Source organism: Candidatus Pseudothioglobus sp. uisw_142 (assembly GCF_059512465.1).
The window spans coordinates 268,519-289,213 of record NZ_CM183452.1 but is presented as its reverse complement, the minus strand read 5'-3'; the positions used below and the strand labels follow the sequence as shown (position 1 = coordinate 289,213).

Annotated in this window: 21 protein-coding genes; 18 read left to right on the top strand and 3 right to left on the bottom strand. The window is 36.2% G+C overall.

Features of this window, described 5'->3' with window-relative positions; genetic code table 11:
• Positions 1-63 precede the first annotated feature (63 nt).
• The 12 genes from AC5YGB_RS01475 (at position 64) to AC5YGB_RS01420 (ending at position 12,038) form a co-directional block, all read left to right on the top strand.
• Positions 64-1,458, top strand: a complete 1,395-nt coding sequence (locus AC5YGB_RS01475) for an ABC transporter permease subunit (RefSeq protein ID WP_496137520.1) — start codon at positions 64-66, stop codon at positions 1,456-1,458.
• Between the two features lie 2 nt (positions 1,459-1,460).
• Positions 1,461-2,366: an ABC transporter permease subunit gene (locus AC5YGB_RS01470; RefSeq protein ID WP_496137519.1), complete on the top strand. Its 906-nt coding sequence runs from the start codon at positions 1,461-1,463 to the stop codon at positions 2,364-2,366.
• A gap of 49 nt (positions 2,367-2,415) precedes the next feature.
• Entirely contained in the window at positions 2,416-3,591 is a 1,176-nt protein-coding gene (locus AC5YGB_RS01465; protein ID WP_496137518.1) for an MFS transporter, read from the top strand.
• Between the two features lie 80 nt (positions 3,592-3,671).
• Positions 3,672-4,079 (top strand): deaminase RidA, encoded by a 408-nt coding sequence (gene ridA, locus AC5YGB_RS01460; RefSeq protein WP_496137517.1) that lies wholly within the window; start codon positions 3,672-3,674, stop codon positions 4,077-4,079.
• Positions 4,080-4,083: 4 nt separating this feature from the next.
• A complete protein-coding gene (gene recG, locus AC5YGB_RS01455; protein WP_496137516.1) occupies positions 4,084-6,150 on the top strand; it encodes an ATP-dependent DNA helicase RecG in 2,067 nt (688 codons plus the stop codon).
• A gap of 50 nt (positions 6,151-6,200) precedes the next feature.
• Positions 6,201-6,677 (top strand): chorismate lyase, encoded by a 477-nt coding sequence (locus tag AC5YGB_RS01450; protein WP_496137514.1) that lies wholly within the window; start codon positions 6,201-6,203, stop codon positions 6,675-6,677.
• Positions 6,670-7,383, top strand: coding sequence for a carboxy-S-adenosyl-L-methionine synthase CmoA (gene cmoA / locus AC5YGB_RS01445; RefSeq protein WP_496137513.1), 714 nt, complete (start codon positions 6,670-6,672; stop codon positions 7,381-7,383). Before AC5YGB_RS01450 ends, cmoA begins: the two co-directional genes overlap by 8 nt.
• Positions 7,384-7,417: 34 nt before the next feature.
• Positions 7,418-8,002 carry a glutamine amidotransferase-related protein gene (locus AC5YGB_RS01440; protein WP_496137511.1) on the top strand — a complete coding sequence of 195 codons (585 nt, stop codon included), beginning with the start codon at positions 7,418-7,420 and terminating at the stop codon, positions 8,000-8,002.
• A 2-nt stretch (positions 8,003-8,004) separates the two neighbouring features.
• Entirely contained in the window at positions 8,005-8,418 is a 414-nt protein-coding gene (locus tag AC5YGB_RS01435) for a rhodanese-like domain-containing protein (protein WP_496137510.1), read from the top strand.
• A 5-nt stretch (positions 8,419-8,423) separates the two neighbouring features.
• Positions 8,424-9,398, top strand: coding sequence for an NAD(P)H-dependent glycerol-3-phosphate dehydrogenase (locus tag AC5YGB_RS01430; RefSeq protein WP_496137509.1), 975 nt, complete (start codon positions 8,424-8,426; stop codon positions 9,396-9,398).
• Between the two features lie 28 nt (positions 9,399-9,426).
• The gene (locus AC5YGB_RS01425; protein WP_496137508.1) at positions 9,427-11,196 is read left to right on the top strand and encodes an ABC transporter transmembrane domain-containing protein; all 1,770 of its coding nucleotides are present in this window, start codon (positions 9,427-9,429) and stop codon (positions 11,194-11,196) included.
• 197 nt (positions 11,197-11,393) lie between these two features.
• The gene (locus tag AC5YGB_RS01420; RefSeq protein WP_496137507.1) at positions 11,394-12,038 is read left to right on the top strand and encodes a glucosaminidase domain-containing protein; all 645 of its coding nucleotides are present in this window, start codon (positions 11,394-11,396) and stop codon (positions 12,036-12,038) included.
• A gap of 72 nt (positions 12,039-12,110) precedes the next feature.
• Here AC5YGB_RS01420 and rpsI read toward each other — a convergent pair whose 3' ends face one another.
• The 3 genes from rpsI to AC5YGB_RS01405 form a co-directional block, all read right to left on the bottom strand.
• Complete coding sequence (gene rpsI, locus AC5YGB_RS01415; RefSeq protein WP_020024741.1) at positions 12,111-12,506, bottom strand: 30S ribosomal protein S9; 396 nt, start codon at positions 12,504-12,506, stop codon at positions 12,111-12,113.
• Between the two features lie 11 nt (positions 12,507-12,517).
• Positions 12,518-12,946 carry a 50S ribosomal protein L13 gene (gene rplM, locus AC5YGB_RS01410; RefSeq protein ID WP_020028489.1) on the bottom strand — a complete coding sequence of 143 codons (429 nt, stop codon included), beginning with the start codon at positions 12,944-12,946 and terminating at the stop codon, positions 12,518-12,520.
• 123 nt (positions 12,947-13,069) lie between these two features.
• Positions 13,070-14,662, bottom strand: coding sequence for a phosphoethanolamine--lipid A transferase (locus AC5YGB_RS01405; RefSeq protein WP_496137506.1), 1,593 nt, complete (start codon positions 14,660-14,662; stop codon positions 13,070-13,072).
• Between the two features lie 53 nt (positions 14,663-14,715).
• Here AC5YGB_RS01405 and AC5YGB_RS01400 point away from each other — a divergent pair, with 53 nt between their 5' ends.
• From AC5YGB_RS01400 to sbcB, 6 genes are all read left to right on the top strand, one after another.
• Complete coding sequence (locus AC5YGB_RS01400) at positions 14,716-15,411, top strand: TatD family hydrolase (protein WP_496137505.1); 696 nt, start codon at positions 14,716-14,718, stop codon at positions 15,409-15,411.
• Positions 15,411-16,148: a ThiF family adenylyltransferase gene (locus AC5YGB_RS01395; RefSeq protein WP_496137504.1), complete on the top strand. Its 738-nt coding sequence runs from the start codon at positions 15,411-15,413 to the stop codon at positions 16,146-16,148. The genes AC5YGB_RS01400 and AC5YGB_RS01395 overlap by 1 nt, the downstream gene beginning before the upstream one ends.
• Before the next feature lie 22 nt (positions 16,149-16,170).
• On the top strand, positions 16,171-16,722 hold the full coding sequence (locus AC5YGB_RS01390; protein ID WP_020024736.1) for a thioredoxin family protein: 552 nt from the start codon (positions 16,171-16,173) through the stop codon (positions 16,720-16,722).
• A gap of 103 nt (positions 16,723-16,825) precedes the next feature.
• Positions 16,826-18,604: a DEAD/DEAH box helicase gene (locus tag AC5YGB_RS01385; RefSeq protein ID WP_020025628.1), complete on the top strand. Its 1,779-nt coding sequence runs from the start codon at positions 16,826-16,828 to the stop codon at positions 18,602-18,604.
• Positions 18,605-18,784: 180 nt separating this feature from the next.
• Positions 18,785-18,991, top strand: coding sequence for a cold-shock protein (locus tag AC5YGB_RS01380; protein ID WP_020024734.1), 207 nt, complete (start codon positions 18,785-18,787; stop codon positions 18,989-18,991).
• Between the two features lie 242 nt (positions 18,992-19,233).
• Positions 19,234-20,661 carry an exodeoxyribonuclease I gene (gene sbcB / locus AC5YGB_RS01375; RefSeq protein ID WP_496137503.1) on the top strand — a complete coding sequence of 476 codons (1,428 nt, stop codon included), beginning with the start codon at positions 19,234-19,236 and terminating at the stop codon, positions 20,659-20,661.
• Positions 20,662-20,695: the final 34 nt, after the last annotated feature.

The window sequence follows — 20,695 nt, the reverse complement described above, 5'->3', positions numbered from 1 at the left end:
AGTTTTTTACTGGCCTGTTTTTCTTAAAACTTAACTATAAATTTTGTACGTATTGGTGTTTATATGAGTGATAATTCCACTATAGATTCTCAGGGTCAGTTACTGACGAATGATGGTGTACCCCTCAAAGAAAGTTTAAGAAAGTCCCTGCGTCGTTCTAAAATTCGCTCGTTCCTTCTTCTATTACCCCCTCTTCTATTCCTATTAATTATGTTTGTTACGCCAATAGGATCCCTACTATCAAGAAGTATTGATGATATAAACATAAATAAAGTACTCCCTCAAACATTTGCTCAGTATGAATTATGGGAAGACAAATCTATAATTCCTAGTGAAGAAATGTTTGCTGCAGTCATAAATGACATCAGAATCACTCACAAATTAAAAAACAGTGAAGGAAAAAATATTGGTAAGAATCTTCTGGGTCAATCCGGCACTCGGATGACTTATGAATTTTCTGGTTGGCGAAGCTTATTATTAAAGACTGTCAAAGAAGCTATAAAAGTTGACAAGAGATCCAAAGAAGAAATCAAGCCCTATAAATGGGAAGCACCTTACAAAGAAAAAATGATCAAGAGAGATAAACGCTGGGGTAAGGTTGAATTCTGGCAGTCACTCGGTGCAATGAAAGACCCTTATACTATGGGATATTATCTTAATGCAGTCGACTTAAGATATGATGCAAATAAAAATATTATCGAAAAGAAAGAGCATTTAAAGATTTATAAAACGATTTGGATGAGAACGCTTCAAGTCAGCTTAATGGTAACCATTTTTTGTTTACTTCTTGCCTATCCAGTTTCGTATTTACTTGCTACACTCCCAATGCGAACATCAAATCTTCTGATGATTTGTGTTTTGATGCCTTTTTGGACATCACTACTCGTCAGAATTGTTGCTTGGATGATTATGCTTCAGCAAAATGGTGTTGTAAATGATACGCTTATCACTATCCTTCCATGCTTTGAGGGCATGGTCAATCTTCCATTTTTTGGAGAAACTAATATTGATCTTTGCTTTAGTGATGAAGATCGAATTCCTATGATGTATAACTTTACTGGAACCATTATAGTAATGACGCAGGTACTTCTGCCATTTATGATTCTTCCAATTTATAGCGTGATGAGGGGAATCCCTCCAAGCTATATGAAGGCAGCTCAAAACCTTGGGGCAACCCCTACCAGGGCTTTTATTCGTGTTTATATGCCTCAATCGGTTCCAGGTATTGGTGCTGGATGCATATTAGTCTTTATTGTTGCGATTGGCTACTATATAACTCCAGAGTTAGTCGGTGGAAAAGATGGCCTGATGATAGGTAACTTTGTTGCCCGAGAAATGCAGACAACACTGAATTGGGGTCTTGCAGCTGCTATGGGAGCACTTCTTCTTGCTGCAGTTTTGATTCTATATTGGGCTTATGATCGACTAATTGGAATTGATAATTTAAAAATGGGTTAACTATGAAATTTCCTTCTTACATAACGCCTCGAGAAAAACTTTGGTTCTATACTTATAGGACATTTTGTGGGTTGGTACTATTTTTCCTTGTAGCGCCTCTCATTGTTGTCATTCCGCTCTCATTTACGAATTCTGTTTTTTTACAATTTGTGCCAGAAATGAAAATCTTTAGTTTTGACACTTGGTCTTTTAATTTTGAAGGTTATGGAACTCGATGGTATAAGGAGCTACTTGGCATTTGCAGTGCAAACTCAGGAACAACGGTGTGTACAGATCGGTGGATGATTGGTTTTAAAAATAGTGCTATCATTGCTGTGTTCGCCACCTTCTTTGCAAGCGTATTAGGTACACTTGGAGCGCTTGGTTTATCTAATCGACATATGCCTTTTAACCGTTTAATCATGGCGCTCATGATCTCTCCAATGATTGTTCCTCTAATCATTACTGCTGCGGGTACTTTTTTCTTTTTTGCTAAAGTAAACCTCGTTGCTACGCTTCCAGGACTGATTATTGCGCATACGATCTTGGGCATACCTTTCGTAGTAATAACGGTTACAGCTTCACTTGCCGGTTTTGATAATAATCTAATGCGAGCAGCTTCTAATTTAGGTGGCTCACCACTTCGAAATTTTTTCAAGATACAAGCTCCACTCATTGCACCAGGTGTTATATCAGGCGCCCTCTTTGCATTTATTACTTCCTTTGATGAGGTGGTCATTGTGCTCTTTGTAGGTGGTCCAGATCAATACACGCTCCCGAGACAAATGTGGTCTGGAATTCGTAATGAAATCAGCCCTACAATTCTTGCTGCAGCGACTATTCTAGTCATATTTTCTATTTTATTACTTTCAACACTTGAGATGCTTCGTCGCCGATCAGAAAGAATAAGAGGTATCACACCGCACTAACATTTGCTTTCTTGCAATGAGTAATTTGCTTTAATGTATAGTTTGTTAGATGAACTCCAAGGAAATTGTTAATAATCGTGAAAGACTTCTTGTCTTAGCTGCCTGCCTTTTAATTACTTTTTGTATGGGGACTGTCCATGCTTTCAGTACACTCATACAAAATATTGAAATGCAGACAAATGTTGGCCGAATGGCCTCTAGTCTAGTCTATTCAACTGCCCTTATTAATGTGACACTGGCTGTTTACGTTGGTCATATTCTTTATCGTAAATTTTCACCTCAAGTGCTCATATTTTTCATAGCAATCCTGCCAATCATTGGGCTATTGATTTCAAATTCAGAAAGCTGGATAGGCTGGATTATTGGATATGGTATTTTCTTTGGCTTCTCCAGTGGTTTAGGATATGGACTTTCCTTATATATCGTCTCTTCAGTTACTGAGAATGAGAAATTGGGTTTTGCATTAGGATTAGTTACTGCTTCATATGCATTCGGCGCTGTCATCTTTTCAATGCTATACCCTTTCTTATTTGATCATTTAGGTTTTAAGGATGGATATATTTGTGGATTGTTGATTCTTTCATCCATTGTTTTTATTGGTTTAGTATTGTTTTCAACTTCAAGAGTGAAGTTAATACAAGAATCATCAACAAGTCAACAAAAAGACTTCAATGAAGTCAAAATATTAAAACTCTGGCTAGGTTATTTTTTAGGAGTATTCGCAGGCCTGATGATCATTGGGCATGCAGTCCCAATGATAAGCTCTTTTGGGGGCTCAACATCGACTTCCATTACAGCCATCACCTTAATGACTCTTGGAAGTGGGATTGCGGGTATTTATGCAGGCTGGTTAGTCGATCGATTTGGCTGTAAGCGCCCTCTGCTTGCTATACTTCTGATTAATACTGGAGCTATACTGGCTCTTTCAATAATGACAAATATTAGTCTATTATTAATACTATTAGTTCTAATAGCGTCATTATATGGAGCAGTTATTGCAATATATCCAACACTTGTCAGTCACATTGTAGGAAGCAACCTTTCAGCAGCAGTTTATGGAAGAGTATTTACAGCATGGGGTACTGCAGGTCTAATATCACCCTCTCTTGCTGGATGGCTCTTTGAAAAAAATAACAATTATGATGCATCAATTATATTTACCTTGAGTATTTCTATTGTTGCTATACTGATTATTTGGACTATGAAATATAGCGTTAAGGATTAAATGAAATGCTTTGAAAGAGGCCACCAAAAAATTATGATCCAGAATATAATTAAACTTATTTATTTCAATAATTGATCATCATGAAAAAACATATTATTTCAACTGACAAAGCCCCTGCTGCGATAGGTATTTACTCGCAAGCAGTTGCTATTAACGGCGGAACAACAATTTATCTTTCGGGACAAATTCCTCTTATTCCAGAGACAATGGAAATTGTTGAAGGAGGCATTGAAGAACAAATTCATCAAGTTTTCAAAAATCTTAAAGCCTTGTGTGAAGCATCAAAAGGAAGTCTAAGTGATATCGTTAAATTGAACATTTTTTTAACAGATCTAAGTAATTTTGCCGCTTTGAATGAGATTATGGAAACTTATTTCTCTGAGCCTTATCCTGCAAGAGCAGCGATTGGAGTGAAAGAACTCCCTAAAGGTGTTGGTGTAGAAATGGATGGCGTTATGGTTATTAGTTCGGACTCTTACAGCTTCTAAATTTATGCCTTCAATCTCTGATCCAATCATCTCGATTAAAGGATTAGGGAAGAAAACCTCTGACAGATTAAATCAGCTAGGAATCCATACCCTTGAGCATTTAGTTTTTCATCTCCCTAACCGTTATCAAGATAAGACATCAATCACGCCTCTTTCAAATGCAAGCATAAATGCTGAGATATTAGTTGAACTGAATATTGATCGAATTGAGGTTGTTCCCTCTAGAAATAGACAACTTCTTTGCTACCTGTCTGATAATCAAAACCAGAGATTACTTTTACGGTTTTTTCATTTTACCCAATATCAAAAACAGGCCTTTGTTCGTGGGGAAACTATACAGTGTTTTGGGGAAGTCAAAATGGGCCGTCAAGGCCTAGAAATGCATCATCCAGAATATCGCATTGTTTCACAAAATCAAACCCCTCTCTTAGAGCCAACCCTCACCCCAATTTACCCTCTATGCTCAGGAGTTAGTCAAAATAAAATGAAGCAATGGGTTAATCAATCCCTTGAAGTTTTAAAAATGAGTGTGCTTGATGATTATTTTGAAACAATAACTCACCAGTCAATGCCAAATCTAAAGGATTCTCTACTTCTTCTTCACCATCCTGATAAAAATGAAAACTTGATGCAGATTGAAGCCTTTAAACATATCTCTCAGCAGCGCTTAATTATTGAAGAGTTGGCAACCCATCAGCTTAGTCTATTAAAAACTAAGAAAGCTAGAAAAAGCAAAACAACTAATAAATTTAAAATCAAAAATAATTTACATAATAACCTCTTAATTTCCCTTAATTTTGATTTAACTGAGGCACAATCCCGCTGCATCAGAGAAATTCATGAAGATCTATCAAATACTGAGCCTATGCTTAGACTCCTTCAGGGAGATGTAGGGTCAGGTAAAACTATTGTTGCAGTTTTTAGCCTGATTCAAGCTGTTGAGAATAATTTCCAGACTGCAGTGATGGCCCCAACTGAAATCCTAGCTCGTCAACATCTTCAAAATTTTACTGAATACTTGAATCCTTTAAGTATTCAAATTGCATTTCTTTCTGGCTCTCAAAATACCCAGGAAAGAAGAGAGCAACTCGAGCTGATTGAAAGTGGCAAAGCAAAAGTTATTATCGGCACTCATGCTTTATTTCAAGAAAGTGTCAATTTTAAAAATTTATCTTTAGTCATTATTGATGAGCAACATAAATTTGGCGTTCATCAAAGGCTTTCGCTTTCTCAAAAAGCCAACAAAACACCACATCAACTTGTTATGACTGCAACCCCTATCCCAAGGTCACTCACAATGAGTGCTTATGCTGACCTAGATACATCAGTTATAGATGAGTTACCTCCAGGTCGTCAATTAGTGGAGACAGTTGCCTTAAGTAACTCTAGAAGAGATGAGCTCATTGAAAAAATTAGAAAAATATCAGATGATGGCCGTCAAATCTACTGGGTCTGCACGCTAATAGAAGAATCAGAGGCTCTTAGGGCAGAATCTGCAGAAAAAACATTTGACTACCTATCCTCAAATCTTCAAGAATTAAAAGTTGTTATGATTCATGGCAGATTAACTAAATCAGAAAAAGAAGTCATAATGAAAGACTTTGAACAAGGAGAAATAAATCTGCTTGTTGCCACCACTGTGATTGAAGTTGGCGTTAATGTTCCTAATGCAAGCCTAATGATCGTTGAAAATTCAGAGCGTCTTGGTCTAGCTCAGCTGCATCAACTTAGGGGTCGTGTTGGAAGGGGCTCAGAGAAGAGTATATGTATTTTGATGTATCAATCGCCACTGAGTGAGGGTGCTAAAAAGAGACTCGAAGTTCTGCGTCAAAGTAATGATGGTTTTATGATTGCTCAAAAAGATCTTGAGCTTCGTGGTCCTGGGGAGATTCTTGGAACTCAACAAACTGGTATAGCATCAATGAAGATTGCTAATATAGTTAGGGATGCCTACCTATTGAAAGAGGCTGGGTACTATTCTGCCAAAATGCTAGAGGCGAGCGAACAAAACCAAAGCGAGCTTATCAATCGATGGATTGATGAAGAAAAAACACACTATTTTGATGCTTAAATAATTTTAGAATTTTATAAAATATAAGACTCTTGTAAAATATCTACCATATGTTTAATCCAGACAAATTTAAATGGCGGGTTTTTGACCCTAAAGAAAACATACCTGAAGATGTCAGCAGATGGTTGCTAGATAGTCAATCCTTAACGCATAAATTAAAAGAAAAGTACGATGACTTTAGAGTAAACGTTCTTTCACAAGAACAAAACAGTCCATATGAATGTGAATTAAAGCTTCTGGGCTCAACAACTAATCTAACAATTATTGTTAGAGAGGTTGAGCTCCTAGGATCCGAAAGACCGGTTGTAAATGCACGCTCACTTATTCCTTTAACAGATGATACAAAAGATATTTTAAAAATTGGCTCTAGGCCTCTAGGGGAAATTTTATTTAATGATCCAGAAATTAAACGTGGTCATCTTGAGGTAGGAAGTTTTAATAATTCATGGGCCAGGCGCTCAACGTTTACAATTAGCAAAACAAATTTACTTGTAACAGAGATTTTTTTGGAGTCATTATATGCGTGATAATTTATTTAACGCTAATATCGATATTGCTGATTTTCGTTTTGATAAAGAGGTTGTTGAGGTTTTTGATGATATGGTTAGAAGGTCAGTTCCTGGCTATGATTCGATGATTCAAATGATTGGCCTTATTGCTAGAATGTATGGTCAAGATAATACAAATTATTACGATCTAGGATCATCTACAGGCGCTATTTCACTGGCAATAGCTCTAAATAATAAGCATCAAAAAAATACATTTTTTGCGATCGATAACTCAGAAGAGATGGTCAGTAAATGTAAACAGAACCTAGAAAGTAAAATTGATAATTTACAAGCAACCTGTGCTGACATTAACCAAATTCATATAGAAAATGCGTCAATAGTCGCTTTAAACTTAACACTTCAGTTTATTGATGTTAAGGATCGCTCTAATCTAATCAAGAAAATTTATGAGGGATTAAACCCTGGTGGGGTGTTAATCATAAGTGAAAAAATTCATTTTGAGGATAAAGAAACCCAAGATCAAATTACAAATCTTCATATTGATTTTAAAAAAGAGAATGGGTACAGTGAATTAGAAATTGCCAATAAACGACAAGCTATTGAAAATGTTCTTATCACTGATACAAAGGCAATACATATTGAACGCCTTAAAGATTCTGGTTTTAAAGACACTAGCTGCTTCTTTCAGTGCCTTAACTTTGTTTCTTTTTTATCTGTAAAATAATTAAAGTTAATTTAGCCTTAAAGCGCGGTACTCCATGTTATTAATGATCGACAACTACGACTCATTTACCTACAACTTAGTTCAATATTTCGGTGAACTCGGTCAAGACGTTGTTGTCCACAGAAATGATCAACTCTCAGTGAGTGAGATTCAGAAATTAAACCCACAATATATTGTTATTTCACCAGGCCCTTGTACACCTAACGAAGCAGGAATTTCATTGGAATTAATTGAAAAGCTGGCTGGCAAATATCCAATACTTGGAGTTTGCTTAGGATTCCAAGCAATAGTTCAATCCTTTGGTGGAAAAATTATTGGTGCCCAGAAAATTATGCATGGAAAGGTATCGCCAATTCATCACACCTCAAAAAGCGTCTTTAAAGGTTTAAAAAATCCACTCAACGCAACTCGATATCACTCCCTTGTTGCTGAAAAAGAGTCTTTACCAGATTGCTTTGAGGTGACCGCATGGACTAATAAAGAATCTGGCGAAATTGAGGAAATAATGGGGGTTAGACATACCAGCTATCCAATTGAAGGGGTTCAATTTCATCCTGAGTCAATTCTCACTGAACATGGACACCAAATGCTTAATACTTTTTTACAGGATAATCAATAACAATGGAATTTATTCAATTTTTACAGGGTGAGTTATTACTCACAGGAACTTTATTTGCACTCATTATATTACTCATAGTAAATTTTTATAGTGAGAAATTTAGAAAGTATGAGGTAGTTGATACTAATGGAGCTGTTTCTTTAATGGATGATGATGAGCTCCTTATTTTAGATGTCAGAGAAGAAAAAGAACGTAATGCTGGATTTATTTCAAATGATATTAATATTCCTATGGGACAGGTTAAAGGAAAAATTGACTCCCTGGAAAAATCAAAAAATATCCTTGTCTATTGTAAGAGTGGAACGCGATCTGATCGTATTGCAGACCTTCTCTCCAAAAGTGACTTTCAGAAAGTTTACAGTCTTAAAGGCGGGTTTAATTCATGGCTTAAAGCTGAGCTTCCCATCGACAAGTAATCACAATGAACAATTCCCTCACTATTATTGGAGCAGGCGCATGGGGAAGCGCTCTTGCTATTGCTCTAAGTCATAAATTTGATAAGATATTTCTATTGACGAAAGATAAAGCCAGTAGCGATGTACTAGGTAAACAACATTCAGCCCTATCAAAGCCATACAATCAAAACATTTTTATTGGCTACAGCTACGAGGTCATTAATCACTCAAAGGCTGTTCTAATTGCAACACCCAGCTCTGCATTTGGCAGTGTTCTTAAGAATATTAAAGATAACGTAAATGATATACCGATAGCCTGGGTCACTAAAGGCTTTGATCCTGAAACGGCAAATCTGCTTCATGAAACCTTTAATCACTATTTGACAGGGCATCATCCATGCGTCATCTCAGGACCAACTTTTGCCGCTGAAATTGTTGAAAAAAAGCCAGCAGCAATCGTTGTTGCCTCGAAAGATAAAAAAACAAGGAATTATTGGTCAGATATTATTCAAACAGAGACCCTTCGCGCCTATACAAATTCAGATATTGTGGGTGTTCAGGTTGGCGGGTCTGTTAAGAACATTTTGGCAATTGCAGCAGGGATTGCTAGTGGGCTTGGTTTCGGTGCTAACACGCAAGCTGCATTGATTACAAGAGGCCTAGCTGAAATGACGAGGCTGGGCGTTGCATTGGGAGCAGATAAAGTTACCTTTCAAGGGCTATCAGGTCTTGGCGATCTAGTTCTGACCTGCTCAGATGATTTGTCTAGAAACCGACGATTTGGAAAAGAACTCGCTAACAACATTTCTACAGATGATGCACTCAAAAATATTAATGCTACTGTTGAAGGGTTTAAAGCACTTAAACTTGTCCTGAAGGTAGCTAGAAGTAATCAAATTGAGATGCCTATTTGTGAACAAGTTCTTCTCGTTACTGAAGGAAAGACAGCGCCTAAAGAGGCAGTTACTGAGCTCCTTCTGAGAAAGCCAAGTCAAGAATAAAAAGTTAAAAAAAATCCTATTCTTAATTATGGGCTTAACTGCTAAAACAACAAACAACTCAAATCAGATTCAAAAGCAAGATTTACGAATTCTTCTGCAGTTGTCTTCTTTTATAAAGCCTTATAAAAAAATTGCAGTTGTTGCTTTTATTGCTCTCATCATCACTTCTCTGTCCTTCCTCTTACTTGGCCAAGGAATAAAACTCTTCATTGATGAGGGCATCTATACTCTCAGCAGTAACGAGATGTTAGTTATTTTTCTTGTTCTCTTAACTCTCGTTATCGGAACTTTTATCAGATTTTATTTTGTATCATGGATTGGTGAGAGAATTAGTAATGATGTTCGCCTTGCCGTTTTTAATCATCTGCTCACGCTTCACCCTCATTACTTTGAAGTCAATCGAAGTGGTGAAATTAATGCTCGCTTAACAACGGACACTACCCTCCTTCAATCCATCTTTGGATTTTCAATTTCAATGGCATTAAGTAGTGTACTTTTATTTATTGGTGGATTGATAATGATGATTATTACCAATATAAAACTGGCTTTAATTGTATTAATAAGTGTCCCAGTCATTCTTCTCCCAATGGCTATATATGGTCGTCGCCTCAGAACCCTTTCAAGGAAAAGTCAAGACACCGTTGCAGATATTGGCACCTATGCGGGTGAGATTGTTCAAAATATTAAGATCGTGCAAAGCTTTACTAGAGAACCTGAAGAGTCAAATGCATTTAGTGTTGAGGTTGAAAGGGCTTTTTCTGCTGCCAAAAGACGAATCTTACAAAGCTCTTTACTGATAGCCGCTGCTATGATTATAGTCTTTACTGGCTTAGGAGCAATGATCTGGTTTGGCGCCAAAGATGTAATAAACGGGGAAATATCAGCTGGCGAGCTAGCATCATTTGTTTTTTATGCAATTATGGTGGCAAGATCTGTAGCCGTTATATCTGAGATTTATGGTCAGCTTCAAAGGGCTGCAGGAGCTACAGAGAGACTGCTTGAACTATTATCTGAAAAACCACAGATTACGCCTCCTGCTCAACCCAAAAAACTAGAAAAAGGAACTCTTTCATTAAGCTTTAATAATGTTAGTTTTAGTTATCCCTCAAGACCAAAGGAGGTTGCCTTAAATCAACTAAATTTTAAAGTTAATAAAGGTGAGACTGTCGCAATTGTTGGTCTTTCAGGCGCTGGAAAAACAACAATATTTGAATTACTCCAGAGGTTTTATGACCCCTCTCAAGGAAGCATTGAGGTTGGTGATATAGATTTAATAAATCTTGATCCAATGAATCTTCGTATGAATATTGGTGTGGTTCCTCAGCAGCCAACACTCTTCTCTGCAGATGTAACTCATAATATTAGTTATGGCAACCCCTCAGCTAGCAAAAATCAAATAAAGCAGGCGGCAAAAGAGGCATTTGTATTGAACTTCATTGAGCAACTGCCTGAGGGGTTTAATAGTTATTTAGGTGAGCAAGGTGTTCGCTTATCTGGCGGACAACGCCAACGTATTGCAATTGCTCGAGCCATGCTCAAAGACCCATCAATCTTACTTCTAGATGAGGCTACAAGTGCTTTAGATGCTGATAGTGAGCAAAAGGTCCAAAATGCACTAAAGAAGCTAATGGAAGGTAGAACCACACTAATCATTGCCCACAGGCTGGCAACAATTATGCATGCAGATCGTATTTTACTTATTGATCAGGGGCAACTTATTGCAGAAGGGAATCATCAGCAACTCTTAGCCAGCTCTGATCTATACAAGAGGCTTTGTGAGCTCCAATTTAATCATTAAATTAACTAGTTTAAAGTAAGCTAATTTCTTAAGAATATTTTTTAACAATTAGAATAACTTACTCTATTTTTTAAAGGATAATATGCATCAAATTTCAATAGTTAGTTGATTAACAAATGGTCAATAAATATAGAAATATCTTTAAAAATCTGAAGTCTCTTTTTCTTCTACTGTCTTTGTTCACAATTAGTTCTCTTGTGTCTTCGGCATCTCTCTCTTCATTCAAACCTAGTTTTGATTCAATTGAAAGTACTACTGTTAGGAAAGAAGTTTTTTTTAATTATCTTCTTCCAGCAATTCAAAAGAAAAATAATGAGATCATAGAAATAAGAATTGCTATCTCTAATGATGAGCTAAGCAATGCTCAATTAGATGATTTAGCAAAGAAATATCGCTTAAGTAAGCCTGCCTCTAAAGAAGAATTATTAAAAGTTATTGACATACTTCCACCCTCACTTGTCCTCGCTCAAGCAGCGAATGAATCTAACTGGGGAAGATCAAGATTCGCCAAGGAATTTAATAACTATTTTGGTATCTGGTGCTTTTCCAAAGGCTGTGGCGTTGTGCCAATGAAACGAGCAGAAGATGCAACCCATGAAGTGGCAAGTTTTAACTCATTAGATGATTGTATCGATTATTATGTATTAAATATCAATAGAAGCTATGCTTATGAAGACCTTCGTTCAATTAGACAAAATCAGCGCGAACAATATCAGCCAATCACAGGAATTATTTTAGCTGAAGGTCTTGGCAACTATGCTTTCCCCGGTAACGAATATATTGAATCAATTAAGTCAGTCATAAACTTTAATCAACTCCAGAGACATGACTTTTTAAACTAGTTAGAGCTCTAATAGACATATAAAAAAACCCGCTTAGAGCGGGTTTTTTTTGAATCAGTTTTTGCCTCAAGATTAACGTTTTGAGTACTGCTCACTCTTACGCGCTTTCTTCTTACCAACCTTCTTACGTTCAACAACACGTGCATCACGAGTCACGAGTCCAGCACTTCTTAGATCAGAACGAGTAGCCTCATCATAAGCCATCAATGCTCTAGTAACCCCAAGTCTAATTGCACCCGCTTGACCGGTGTCACCACCACCTCTAACCATAATGTTGAAATCAAATTTATTATGCATTTCAACAACATCAAGAGGTTGATTGATAATCATTGAAGATGTCTCTCTACCAAAATACTCAGCCATTGGCTTTTTGTTAACAGTGAAAACACCCTTACCTTTTGTCATATAAACTCTTGCAACTGATGTCTTTCTTCTTCCAGTTGCGTAAAAAACTTCTTTTTCTGCCATATTAATAAGCCTTAAATATCTAAAAGTTGCGGCTGTTGCGCTGCATGAGTATGTTCACCGCCTGCAAAAACCTTCATTTTTCTTGCCATTTCTCTTCCAAGTGGACCTTTAGGAAGCATTCCTTTAACTGCTTTCTGAATAACTTCTTCAGGCTTCTTAGCGAGTAACTCCTTAAATGGTACCGACTTTAAATTACCCACATATCCAGTATGATGATGATACATTTTGTCATTATATTTGTTACCAGTAACCGCAACCTTAGACGCGTTTACAATCACAATGTAATCTCCTGTATCAACATGAGGTGTGTATTCTGGTTTATGCTTACCGCGCAGTCGAGAGGCAACTTCAGTGGCAAGACGACCCAGTGTTTTGCCGTCCGCATCAACTAAAAACCAATCTCTTTTTACCTCATCTGCTTTCGCACTAAATGTTTTCATAACTCTATTATCTTCGTCAGATTAGAACAAGCGGACTATTATAATCACTTTTTATTCTTAATGTAAGTTTTCATATTGCAAATACTTCAAATATCTAGCAATCAATATGAGGCAGAATTCTAATTATTTTGTCATCAAATCCATTTCTTTTTTATATAGTTTAGTTTCTACATCCATTAATCCAAGCAATGTATGAAATACACTGTCATGTGATTGAGGAAGTTCAGCATTTTTTCTTAACTTTTCTTTGTTAAAAACCCCAGACAATGATTCATCTAACCACATAAAAGCTGGAACATCTATCTGCTCATTAGGTGCCATAAAATATGGCATTCCATGTAAATATAGCCCCCCTTCTCCTAGTGATTCACCATGGTCACTGACATAAAACATAGCGGTGTCTGATTCTTGTGAATTGCTTCCAAGAAGCTCTATGACCTTCGAGAGAAAATAGTCAGTGTACAGAATTGTATTATCGTAAGAATTACTGATCTGCGCATTGGAGCATTCATTTAATTGATTTGTTTTACAGATTGGCTTGAATACCTCAAATTCTTCTGGATATCTCTTATAGTAGGCTGGTCCATGACTACCCATAGTATGTAACACGATTAATGTGTCTCTTTTATTTTGTTCATTAATGTAATTCTGTAAATTAATCAACATTCCTTCATCCCTGCATTCTGGATTACAGATAGGATTATTTTCAGAGGATCGATAGTCTTTGAATTCAATTCGATCTGCAACGCTTTTTGAACTAGAGTTATTCTCTAACCAGATTACGCTCGCTCCAGCCTGACTGATTAGGTCGAGCACATTACTCATATTTTTTCCTTTGGCATGAGAATAATTACCACGTTCAAGGATTGAAAACATACATGGAACTGACAGCGCTGTATCAGTGCCACACGATGTCATTTCTTTAAATGAGATAATATCCTCTTGCTCAAGATAGGGATTCGTTTTTCGATCATAGCCATTAATTGACATACGATCCCTTCGAGCAGTTTCTCCAATGACAAATATGACTAATCGTCTTTTATCTGACTTTTTATTAATTTTGGCATCTAAGCCAATTTCCTTAAATGGCTTAGCACTTGTCTCTATTTGAGAGTTAATAAACTTTACTGAAGAGTACAAATAATAAGTTGGAGTGATATAGAGTCTTAAATCTCGATTTTCTCTAGCAAAAGATGTGTAATGCTTAGAAAAAGATAAAACAACAATGACAAAAACAACAATCAGTGCCAACAACATCTTAACTCTTTGCCATAATTGAGTTTTAATTGAAGATTTGACAAGTTGGATTTTCCATACATAAGTTGATGGAATTAGGCCCAATAGGCAGAAATAAATTAATGATTTAATGCTGACAAGATCGCTAAATTCACTTGTATCAGTCTCAAAAGTATTGGTGATCATATTATGATCAAAAACTACGCCAAAGTTATTGGTACTGTAAGTCAAAACTGCAGAGATAAGCAGTAAAAGGATTAAAATCGGTTTTAGTGACCATCTAAAACACAACACTATAAGCAATGCAGATAGAAAAGTGAATAAAAATAAAAATAAAGATCCTACAAATAACCAGTTTTCAGATAGTGGATAAATCTGCAATGTTTTTTCTAAAAATGTAAAATTACCCGTTAAAGTTAGAAATGCTGCAACTAACAATACTAGATTAACTTCAGATAATTTTTTAGAGAAAAGCGGCATTTATTTTGATTAAAAAATTTTATTATATTATCCATTAGATCACAAAGGAAGTAATGCTTAACTCACACATACACTTAGATTTTGATAACGTTAATTCACCATCAAGCTCAACAACTGGGGTTATTATCCCTTCCACTGGGAAAGATAACTGGGATAGCGTCATTGCATGCTGTCATTCCAATGACAATAGTTATTTTGCCCTTGGGATTCATCCATGGTTTGTAAAAGATCATCAAATGATTGATTTGCATGACCTTGAAGTTCGAATTGAAGAGGAAAAGCCTATTGCAGTCGGAGAATGCGGATTAGATTATGCAAAGGTAAAAGATCAAAACACGCAACGATTTTTCTTTGACGAGCAAGTTGCTTTAGCGACAAGGTTTGACTTGCCATTAATCATTCACTCAGTTCATGCTACGGAAGACGTCACTGACTTACTTAAGTCATATTCAAAATCACGAGGCGTAATCCATGCCTATTCTGGAAGCCTCCAACAAGCTGAAAATTTACTAAAAATCAATTTTTCATTTGGATTTGGAGCCTCTCTTACCAATCCTCATGCATACAAGCTGCATGATATCGTTAAATTCCTACCCATCGAATCGATAGTCATTGAAACAGATGACAGGAAAAATCCCGATGAATTGATTCAAGTTGCCGAAAGAGTAGCAAGAATAAAAAAAATAACCGTTGATCAAGTCATAGAACAATGCGATCAAAATACTTTTAATATTTTTAAGATTAGTTAATGGCTGGAAGTTGTGCTCGAACTGAAATATTAGTGGGTCAGCTGGGTTTAGCTCAATTGGCTGAATCACATGTCGTTATTGCTGGACTTGGTGGAGTCGGTGGAGCTTGCGCAGAATCTCTTTGTAGAGCAGGAATTGGTGAATTAACCCTAATTGATTTTGATACAGTATCCAAAACAGATCTGAATCGTCAGCTTATTGCACTTCATTCGACTTTAGGTGAGTCAAAAGTTAATGTCCTTGCGCAAAGATTAAGAGATATTAATCCGGATACTATTATTAATGAAAAAAACCTGTTTATTGATAGTCAAGAAGCTGAAGTAATTGCCTCTGATTCCGATTTGAACTTTGTTGCAGATTGTATTGATGCTATTGCCTGCAAAACAAATTTAATTGATGCTTGTAATCGTTCAGATATGCCAATAATATCTAGCATGGGAGCAGGTGGAAGACTTGATCCAACGAAAGTCACAATTTCAAGAATGGATAAAACAGAGTATTGTGGCCTGGCTAGAGAATTAAGAAGACAACTTAGAAATAAACACGCCTCATTAAAGTTTCCAGTGGTTCACTCTACGGAAGTACAAATTAAGGCTCTTCCTCATCAGGCAGTTAATGAAACTGATCTATCGCCGCCAGGGAGGCCAAGAGCGGTAAATGGAGCTATATCTTATATGCCCAATATTTTTGGTTTAATGATGGCAGGACACATTATTCAAACTATACTAAGGTCATGAGTAAATTTAAAATAAACATGTCATGGTGAGAACTGAAAGCCCAATTTGTGACTTCAATTTACCTGCAGTTGATTTCAAACTAAAGGGAGTAGATGGAAAGTACTATGACTTAAATTCGCTAAAAGGACCAAATGGCTTATTGATTATGTTTATCTGTAATCATTGCCCTTATGTGAAATCTATTATTAAACGAATAATCAGAGATACGAATGAGCTTAAGAAACTTGGTGTAAATAGTGTTGGTATTATGTCAAATAATCCAAATGAGTATGAAGAAGACTCGTTTGAGAATATGAAAAAAATTTCAACAGATCTATTTTTTTCCTTCCCCTATCTAATTGATGAAACACAAGAAGTTGCAAAGTCTTACGGTGCTGTCTGTACCCCAGACTTTTTTGGATACAACAAAGATCTTGGATTACAATATCGGGGAAGACTTGATGAATCCAGAAAAGAGTCTGTCACAGATGCAAAACGAGAGCTATTTGAGGCAATGAAGACTATTGCTGAGACTGAAAAAGGACCAGTTGATCAAATTCCTTCTATGGGCTGCTCAATTAAATGGTTTGATTAATAATACTTTTTAATTCATTTACCATTACTAGTGACCTCATCTTCATGTGAAGAGTTAAATCAAGGTATAATACCGCCCTTTATTTTCACTGCCCTCTCATATCATGTCTGAGCATGCATCAAGCATTACATTTAACAGTTTTGGCCTATCTAAAGAAATCATTAAAGTACTTGATGACGTAGGATATGAAACACCCTCTGCAATTCAAGAGCAATGCATACCTCATCTTCTTGATGGCCATGATGTCATTGGTCAAGCTCAAACTGGAACAGGTAAGACAGCAGCCTTTTCTCTTCCTCTCATTGACAGAATAGATATAAGTAATAATCAAGTTCAACTTTTGGTGCTAGCTCCTACTAGGGAGCTCGCTATTCAAGTTTCTGAGGCAATCCAAACATACTCAAGACATCTTAAAGGTTTTCATGTTCTTCCGATATATGGAGGACAGTCATATGATGTTCAACTAAGGCCCTTAAAAAGAGGAGTCCATGCAGTGGTAGGTACTCCAGGTAGAGTCATGGATCATCTAAAAAGAGGAACTCTTAAGCTAAATTCACTCAAGGCACTCGTCTTAGATGAGGCAGATGAAATGTTAAGAATGGGCTTTATTGATGATGTCAAATGGGTCATGGAAAAGCTACCTAAAGAGCGCCAAATTGCTCTTTTTTCAGCAACAATGCCAGATGTTATTAGACGGGTTGCTGAAAAATTTCTTAACAATCCTAAAATAGTAAAAGTAAAAACAAAGACTGCTACGGCAATGACAATTAGCCAAAGATACTGGCTGGTTGGTGGAGTTCATAAACTTGATGCGCTAACGCGAATTTTAGAAGTTGAGTCATTTGATGCTCTTCTTATATTTGTTAGAACAAAAACTGCAACTGTAGATTTGGCAGAAAAATTATCAGCTCGAGGATTTACTGCTGAAGCAATCAATGGTGATATTGCTCAGAACCAAAGAGAGAGAATTATTCAGCAACTCAAAAATGGCAAAATTGATATATTAATTGCAACGGATGTTGCAGCTAGAGGGCTAGATGTAGAGAGAATTTCTCATGTAGTAAATTATGATATACCTCAAGATCCTGAATCATATGTTCATAGGATAGGAAGAACTGGAAGAGCTGGAAGAGAAGGGAAAGCGATTCTTTTTGTAGCACCACGTGAGAGAAGAATGCTTAAGACGATTGAAAGAATTACACGTCAGCCGATTGATCCCATGATGCTCCCTTCAGCAAAAATTATCAATGAACAAAGAGTCATTAACTTTAAACAAAGAATTACTAATACCCTGGAAAATCAAGATTTAACTATTTTTGAAGAACTCGTCTCAAGCTATCAAGCAGAGCATGAAGTTGACGCATTTAAGATTGCTTCATCTCTAGCGCTAATGGCGCAAGGGACTGAGCCGCTTCTTCTTAATGAGAAAGAGATTAATCAACCTAAATTTGACTCAGATAATAAAAATAAAATTTCAATTTCGATTAAGGCTGATCCTCTTAAAGATAATCCCTCTATTCAAATGCGAAGATATAGAATATCAGTTGGACGAAAAGACAATATCAAACCTGGAAATATTCTAGGTGCAATAGCAAATGAGGCAGAGATTAGTAGCGCTTTTATTGGAGCTATTCAAATTTTCCAAGATTTCTCAACGGTTGATTTACCTGATGAGATGCCAAAAGAAACGCTTGCTATTTTGAAAAACACAAGAGTCTATGATAAGAAACTAAATATAGAGGAGCTTTCAGAAAAAAATAACAGTACAGCACCTCGTGAATCAAAAAGTCATTTCAAAAGAGAGCACTCAAAAAGAAAAGGAAATGGCAAGCCGCGCTCAAATAGAGATAAGAAATTTTCAAGAAGCAGGTCTAGAAAATAGCCTCAAAATACTGCTACTATCAAATTAATATACATTTTTGAATTTTTAGGTTAAAATTGCAAATGCTGGTTAAAATTCAGCTGATTTTTATGTTGTGTTGTTGCTTCATTGTATGACGGTTTCACAGTAATTTGGGTTGGTTGCATCTTTTCCATGTTTTATTTTTTTTTAGGAGACTGCATGTCTACAACAACAGGACGCGTCAAATGGTTTGACGCAAAAAAAGGTTTTGGTTTTATTGAACAAGAAAGTGGTGATGATGTATTTGTTCACTTCAGAGCTATTCAAGGTGATGGTTACAAATCACTAGAGGAAGGCCAAGAAGTAGAATTCGAACTTGAAGATGGCGCTAAAGGCCCTCAAGCTGCTAACGTAGTAGCGAAATAATTTAAGAATTATTTTATAAAAACCCAGCCTCAGTGCTGGGTTTTTAAATTAACGTTCCGTATTAAACTGTTTTTTGGTTTTTTTTAAAACCTAAAGAAAAAACAGTTTTAATTTAAATCTCTTATTGATTTTAAATTTAGCTTTGTACGTCTTATTTTTTTAAGGTGGACTCTTTGATTAATCAAGCCATGCCTGTTAAAAATCTCTTGTTACATATATAATTACTGTAAACACAGGAATACATGAAGACATTTTACTGGTACGATTACGAAACCTTTGGCCTTTCGCCAAAAGTCCAAAGAATTGCTCAATTTGCAGGAATAAGAACAGATGAAAATCTAAATGTTCTAGACGAGCATATGTTTTACTGTAAACCCACTCATGACTCTCTTCCAGCTCCTGAAGCTTGCGCAGTTACAGGTATCACACCTCAGCTGTGTGAAAAAAAAGGCTTTATTGAGCATGAGTTTATAAAGAAAATTCATGATGAATTCTCTAAACCTGGTACCTGCATTGTTGGATACAACTCAATTGCATTTGATGATGAATATACAAGGCACACTCTTTTCAGAAACTTCTTAGATCCTTACTCTTGGCATTGGCAAAATGGCAATGCAAGATGGGACATACTTAATGTGGCAAGATTTTGCTATGCACATAAAGAAGAGGGAAGCCTTAATTGGGTTAAAAATGAAAGAAATAGACCTATCTTTAAACTTGATAGGCTAGCTCCTGCTAATCACATTGAACATACTAATGCTCACGATGCAATGGCTGATGTTAGAGCTACTATTGGTATTGCAAGGATTATCAAAGATACGCAGCCAAAGTTTTTTAATTACGCGTTAAGCCTCAATGATAAAAAAGAAGTCGCTCAACTGGTAAAGCCTCTACACCCTATGCTTTTAACATCTTCATCTTTTGGCTATAAGTCATCATTTACAAGACTCGTTACTTCAATTTGTAATCATCCTGAATACAATGATCGTTCGATTGTCTTTAATTTGAATCAAGACCCTGAGATTTTTTTAGAGCTTGAGTCTGAAGAATTAAAAACATTAACGTTTTCCAAAAAATCAGGCCTACCTAAAGGCATTGAAAAACTTGATCTCAGTGAGTTGGTCTATAACAAAAGCCCAATGTTTGTATGTAGTCCAAACTCAGATAACTTTAAACTATCCCCAATTTTGATTGAGAAATTTGAATTAAACTTAGACAAGTGTCTGAAAAATTTACGATTTATTCAGCAGAATAGCCAAAGTATTGAAGATAAAGTGCGTGCAATTTACAGAAACGACTCTGATAGGGAGCCAAGCAGAGATGTTGATCAGTCACTATATGATGGTTTTATAAGTAATAATGATCGACAAATTTGCAATGAGATTCAAAATTTATCACCAACTCAACTATCTGAATTTGTCCCAGAATTTGAAGATAGAAGACTGACCAAGTTATTTTTACATTTTAAAGCAAGAAATTATCCTCAGCTACTTAATGAATTTGAACAAGAACAGTGGTTTGAAATAGTTCAATCCAGAATTCAGAGTGGTGCAAATGGATTTCTTTCAATTGATAGCTTTGAAAGAAGCATAGAAAGCCTCAGAGAGACTCAGCCTAGAAGGGAAAACCTTTGGAAAGAGCTAGAAGACTATGCACAATCATTTATCTAAGAGCAAGAGCTAGTTATTGATAAATATGTAAAAA

Excerpts from the sequence above, each read along its gene's own strand:
- AC5YGB_RS01475 (WP_496137520.1), top strand. The coding sequence starts at position 64 with ATGAGTGATAATTCCACTATAGATTCTCAGGGTCAGTTACTGACGAAT.
- AC5YGB_RS01470 (WP_496137519.1), top strand. The coding sequence starts at position 1,461 with ATGAAATTTCCTTCTTACATAACGCCTCGAGAAAAACTTTGGTTCTAT.
- AC5YGB_RS01465 (WP_496137518.1), top strand. The coding sequence starts at position 2,416 with ATGAACTCCAAGGAAATTGTTAATAATCGTGAAAGACTTCTTGTCTTA.
- ridA (WP_496137517.1), top strand. The coding sequence starts at position 3,672 with ATGAAAAAACATATTATTTCAACTGACAAAGCCCCTGCTGCGATAGGT.
- recG (WP_496137516.1), top strand. The coding sequence starts at position 4,084 with ATGCCTTCAATCTCTGATCCAATCATCTCGATTAAAGGATTAGGGAAG.
- AC5YGB_RS01450 (WP_496137514.1), top strand. The coding sequence starts at position 6,201 with ATGTTTAATCCAGACAAATTTAAATGGCGGGTTTTTGACCCTAAAGAA.
- cmoA (WP_496137513.1), top strand. The coding sequence starts at position 6,670 with ATGCGTGATAATTTATTTAACGCTAATATCGATATTGCTGATTTTCGT.
- AC5YGB_RS01440 (WP_496137511.1), top strand. The coding sequence starts at position 7,418 with ATGTTATTAATGATCGACAACTACGACTCATTTACCTACAACTTAGTT.
- AC5YGB_RS01435 (WP_496137510.1), top strand. The coding sequence starts at position 8,005 with ATGGAATTTATTCAATTTTTACAGGGTGAGTTATTACTCACAGGAACT.
- AC5YGB_RS01430 (WP_496137509.1), top strand. The coding sequence starts at position 8,424 with ATGAACAATTCCCTCACTATTATTGGAGCAGGCGCATGGGGAAGCGCT.
- AC5YGB_RS01425 (WP_496137508.1), top strand. The coding sequence starts at position 9,427 with ATGGGCTTAACTGCTAAAACAACAAACAACTCAAATCAGATTCAAAAG.
- rpsI (WP_020024741.1), bottom strand. The coding sequence starts at position 12,506 with ATGGCAGAAAAAGAAGTTTTTTACGCAACTGGAAGAAGAAAGACATCA.
- rplM (WP_020028489.1), bottom strand. The coding sequence starts at position 12,946 with ATGAAAACATTTAGTGCGAAAGCAGATGAGGTAAAAAGAGATTGGTTT.
- AC5YGB_RS01405 (WP_496137506.1), bottom strand. The coding sequence starts at position 14,662 with ATGCCGCTTTTCTCTAAAAAATTATCTGAAGTTAATCTAGTATTGTTA.
- AC5YGB_RS01400 (WP_496137505.1), top strand. The coding sequence starts at position 14,716 with ATGCTTAACTCACACATACACTTAGATTTTGATAACGTTAATTCACCA.
- AC5YGB_RS01395 (WP_496137504.1), top strand. The coding sequence starts at position 15,411 with ATGGCTGGAAGTTGTGCTCGAACTGAAATATTAGTGGGTCAGCTGGGT.
- AC5YGB_RS01390 (WP_020024736.1), top strand. The coding sequence starts at position 16,171 with ATGGTGAGAACTGAAAGCCCAATTTGTGACTTCAATTTACCTGCAGTT.
- AC5YGB_RS01385 (WP_020025628.1), top strand. The coding sequence starts at position 16,826 with ATGTCTGAGCATGCATCAAGCATTACATTTAACAGTTTTGGCCTATCT.
- AC5YGB_RS01380 (WP_020024734.1), top strand. The coding sequence starts at position 18,785 with ATGTCTACAACAACAGGACGCGTCAAATGGTTTGACGCAAAAAAAGGT.
- sbcB (WP_496137503.1), top strand. The coding sequence starts at position 19,234 with ATGAAGACATTTTACTGGTACGATTACGAAACCTTTGGCCTTTCGCCA.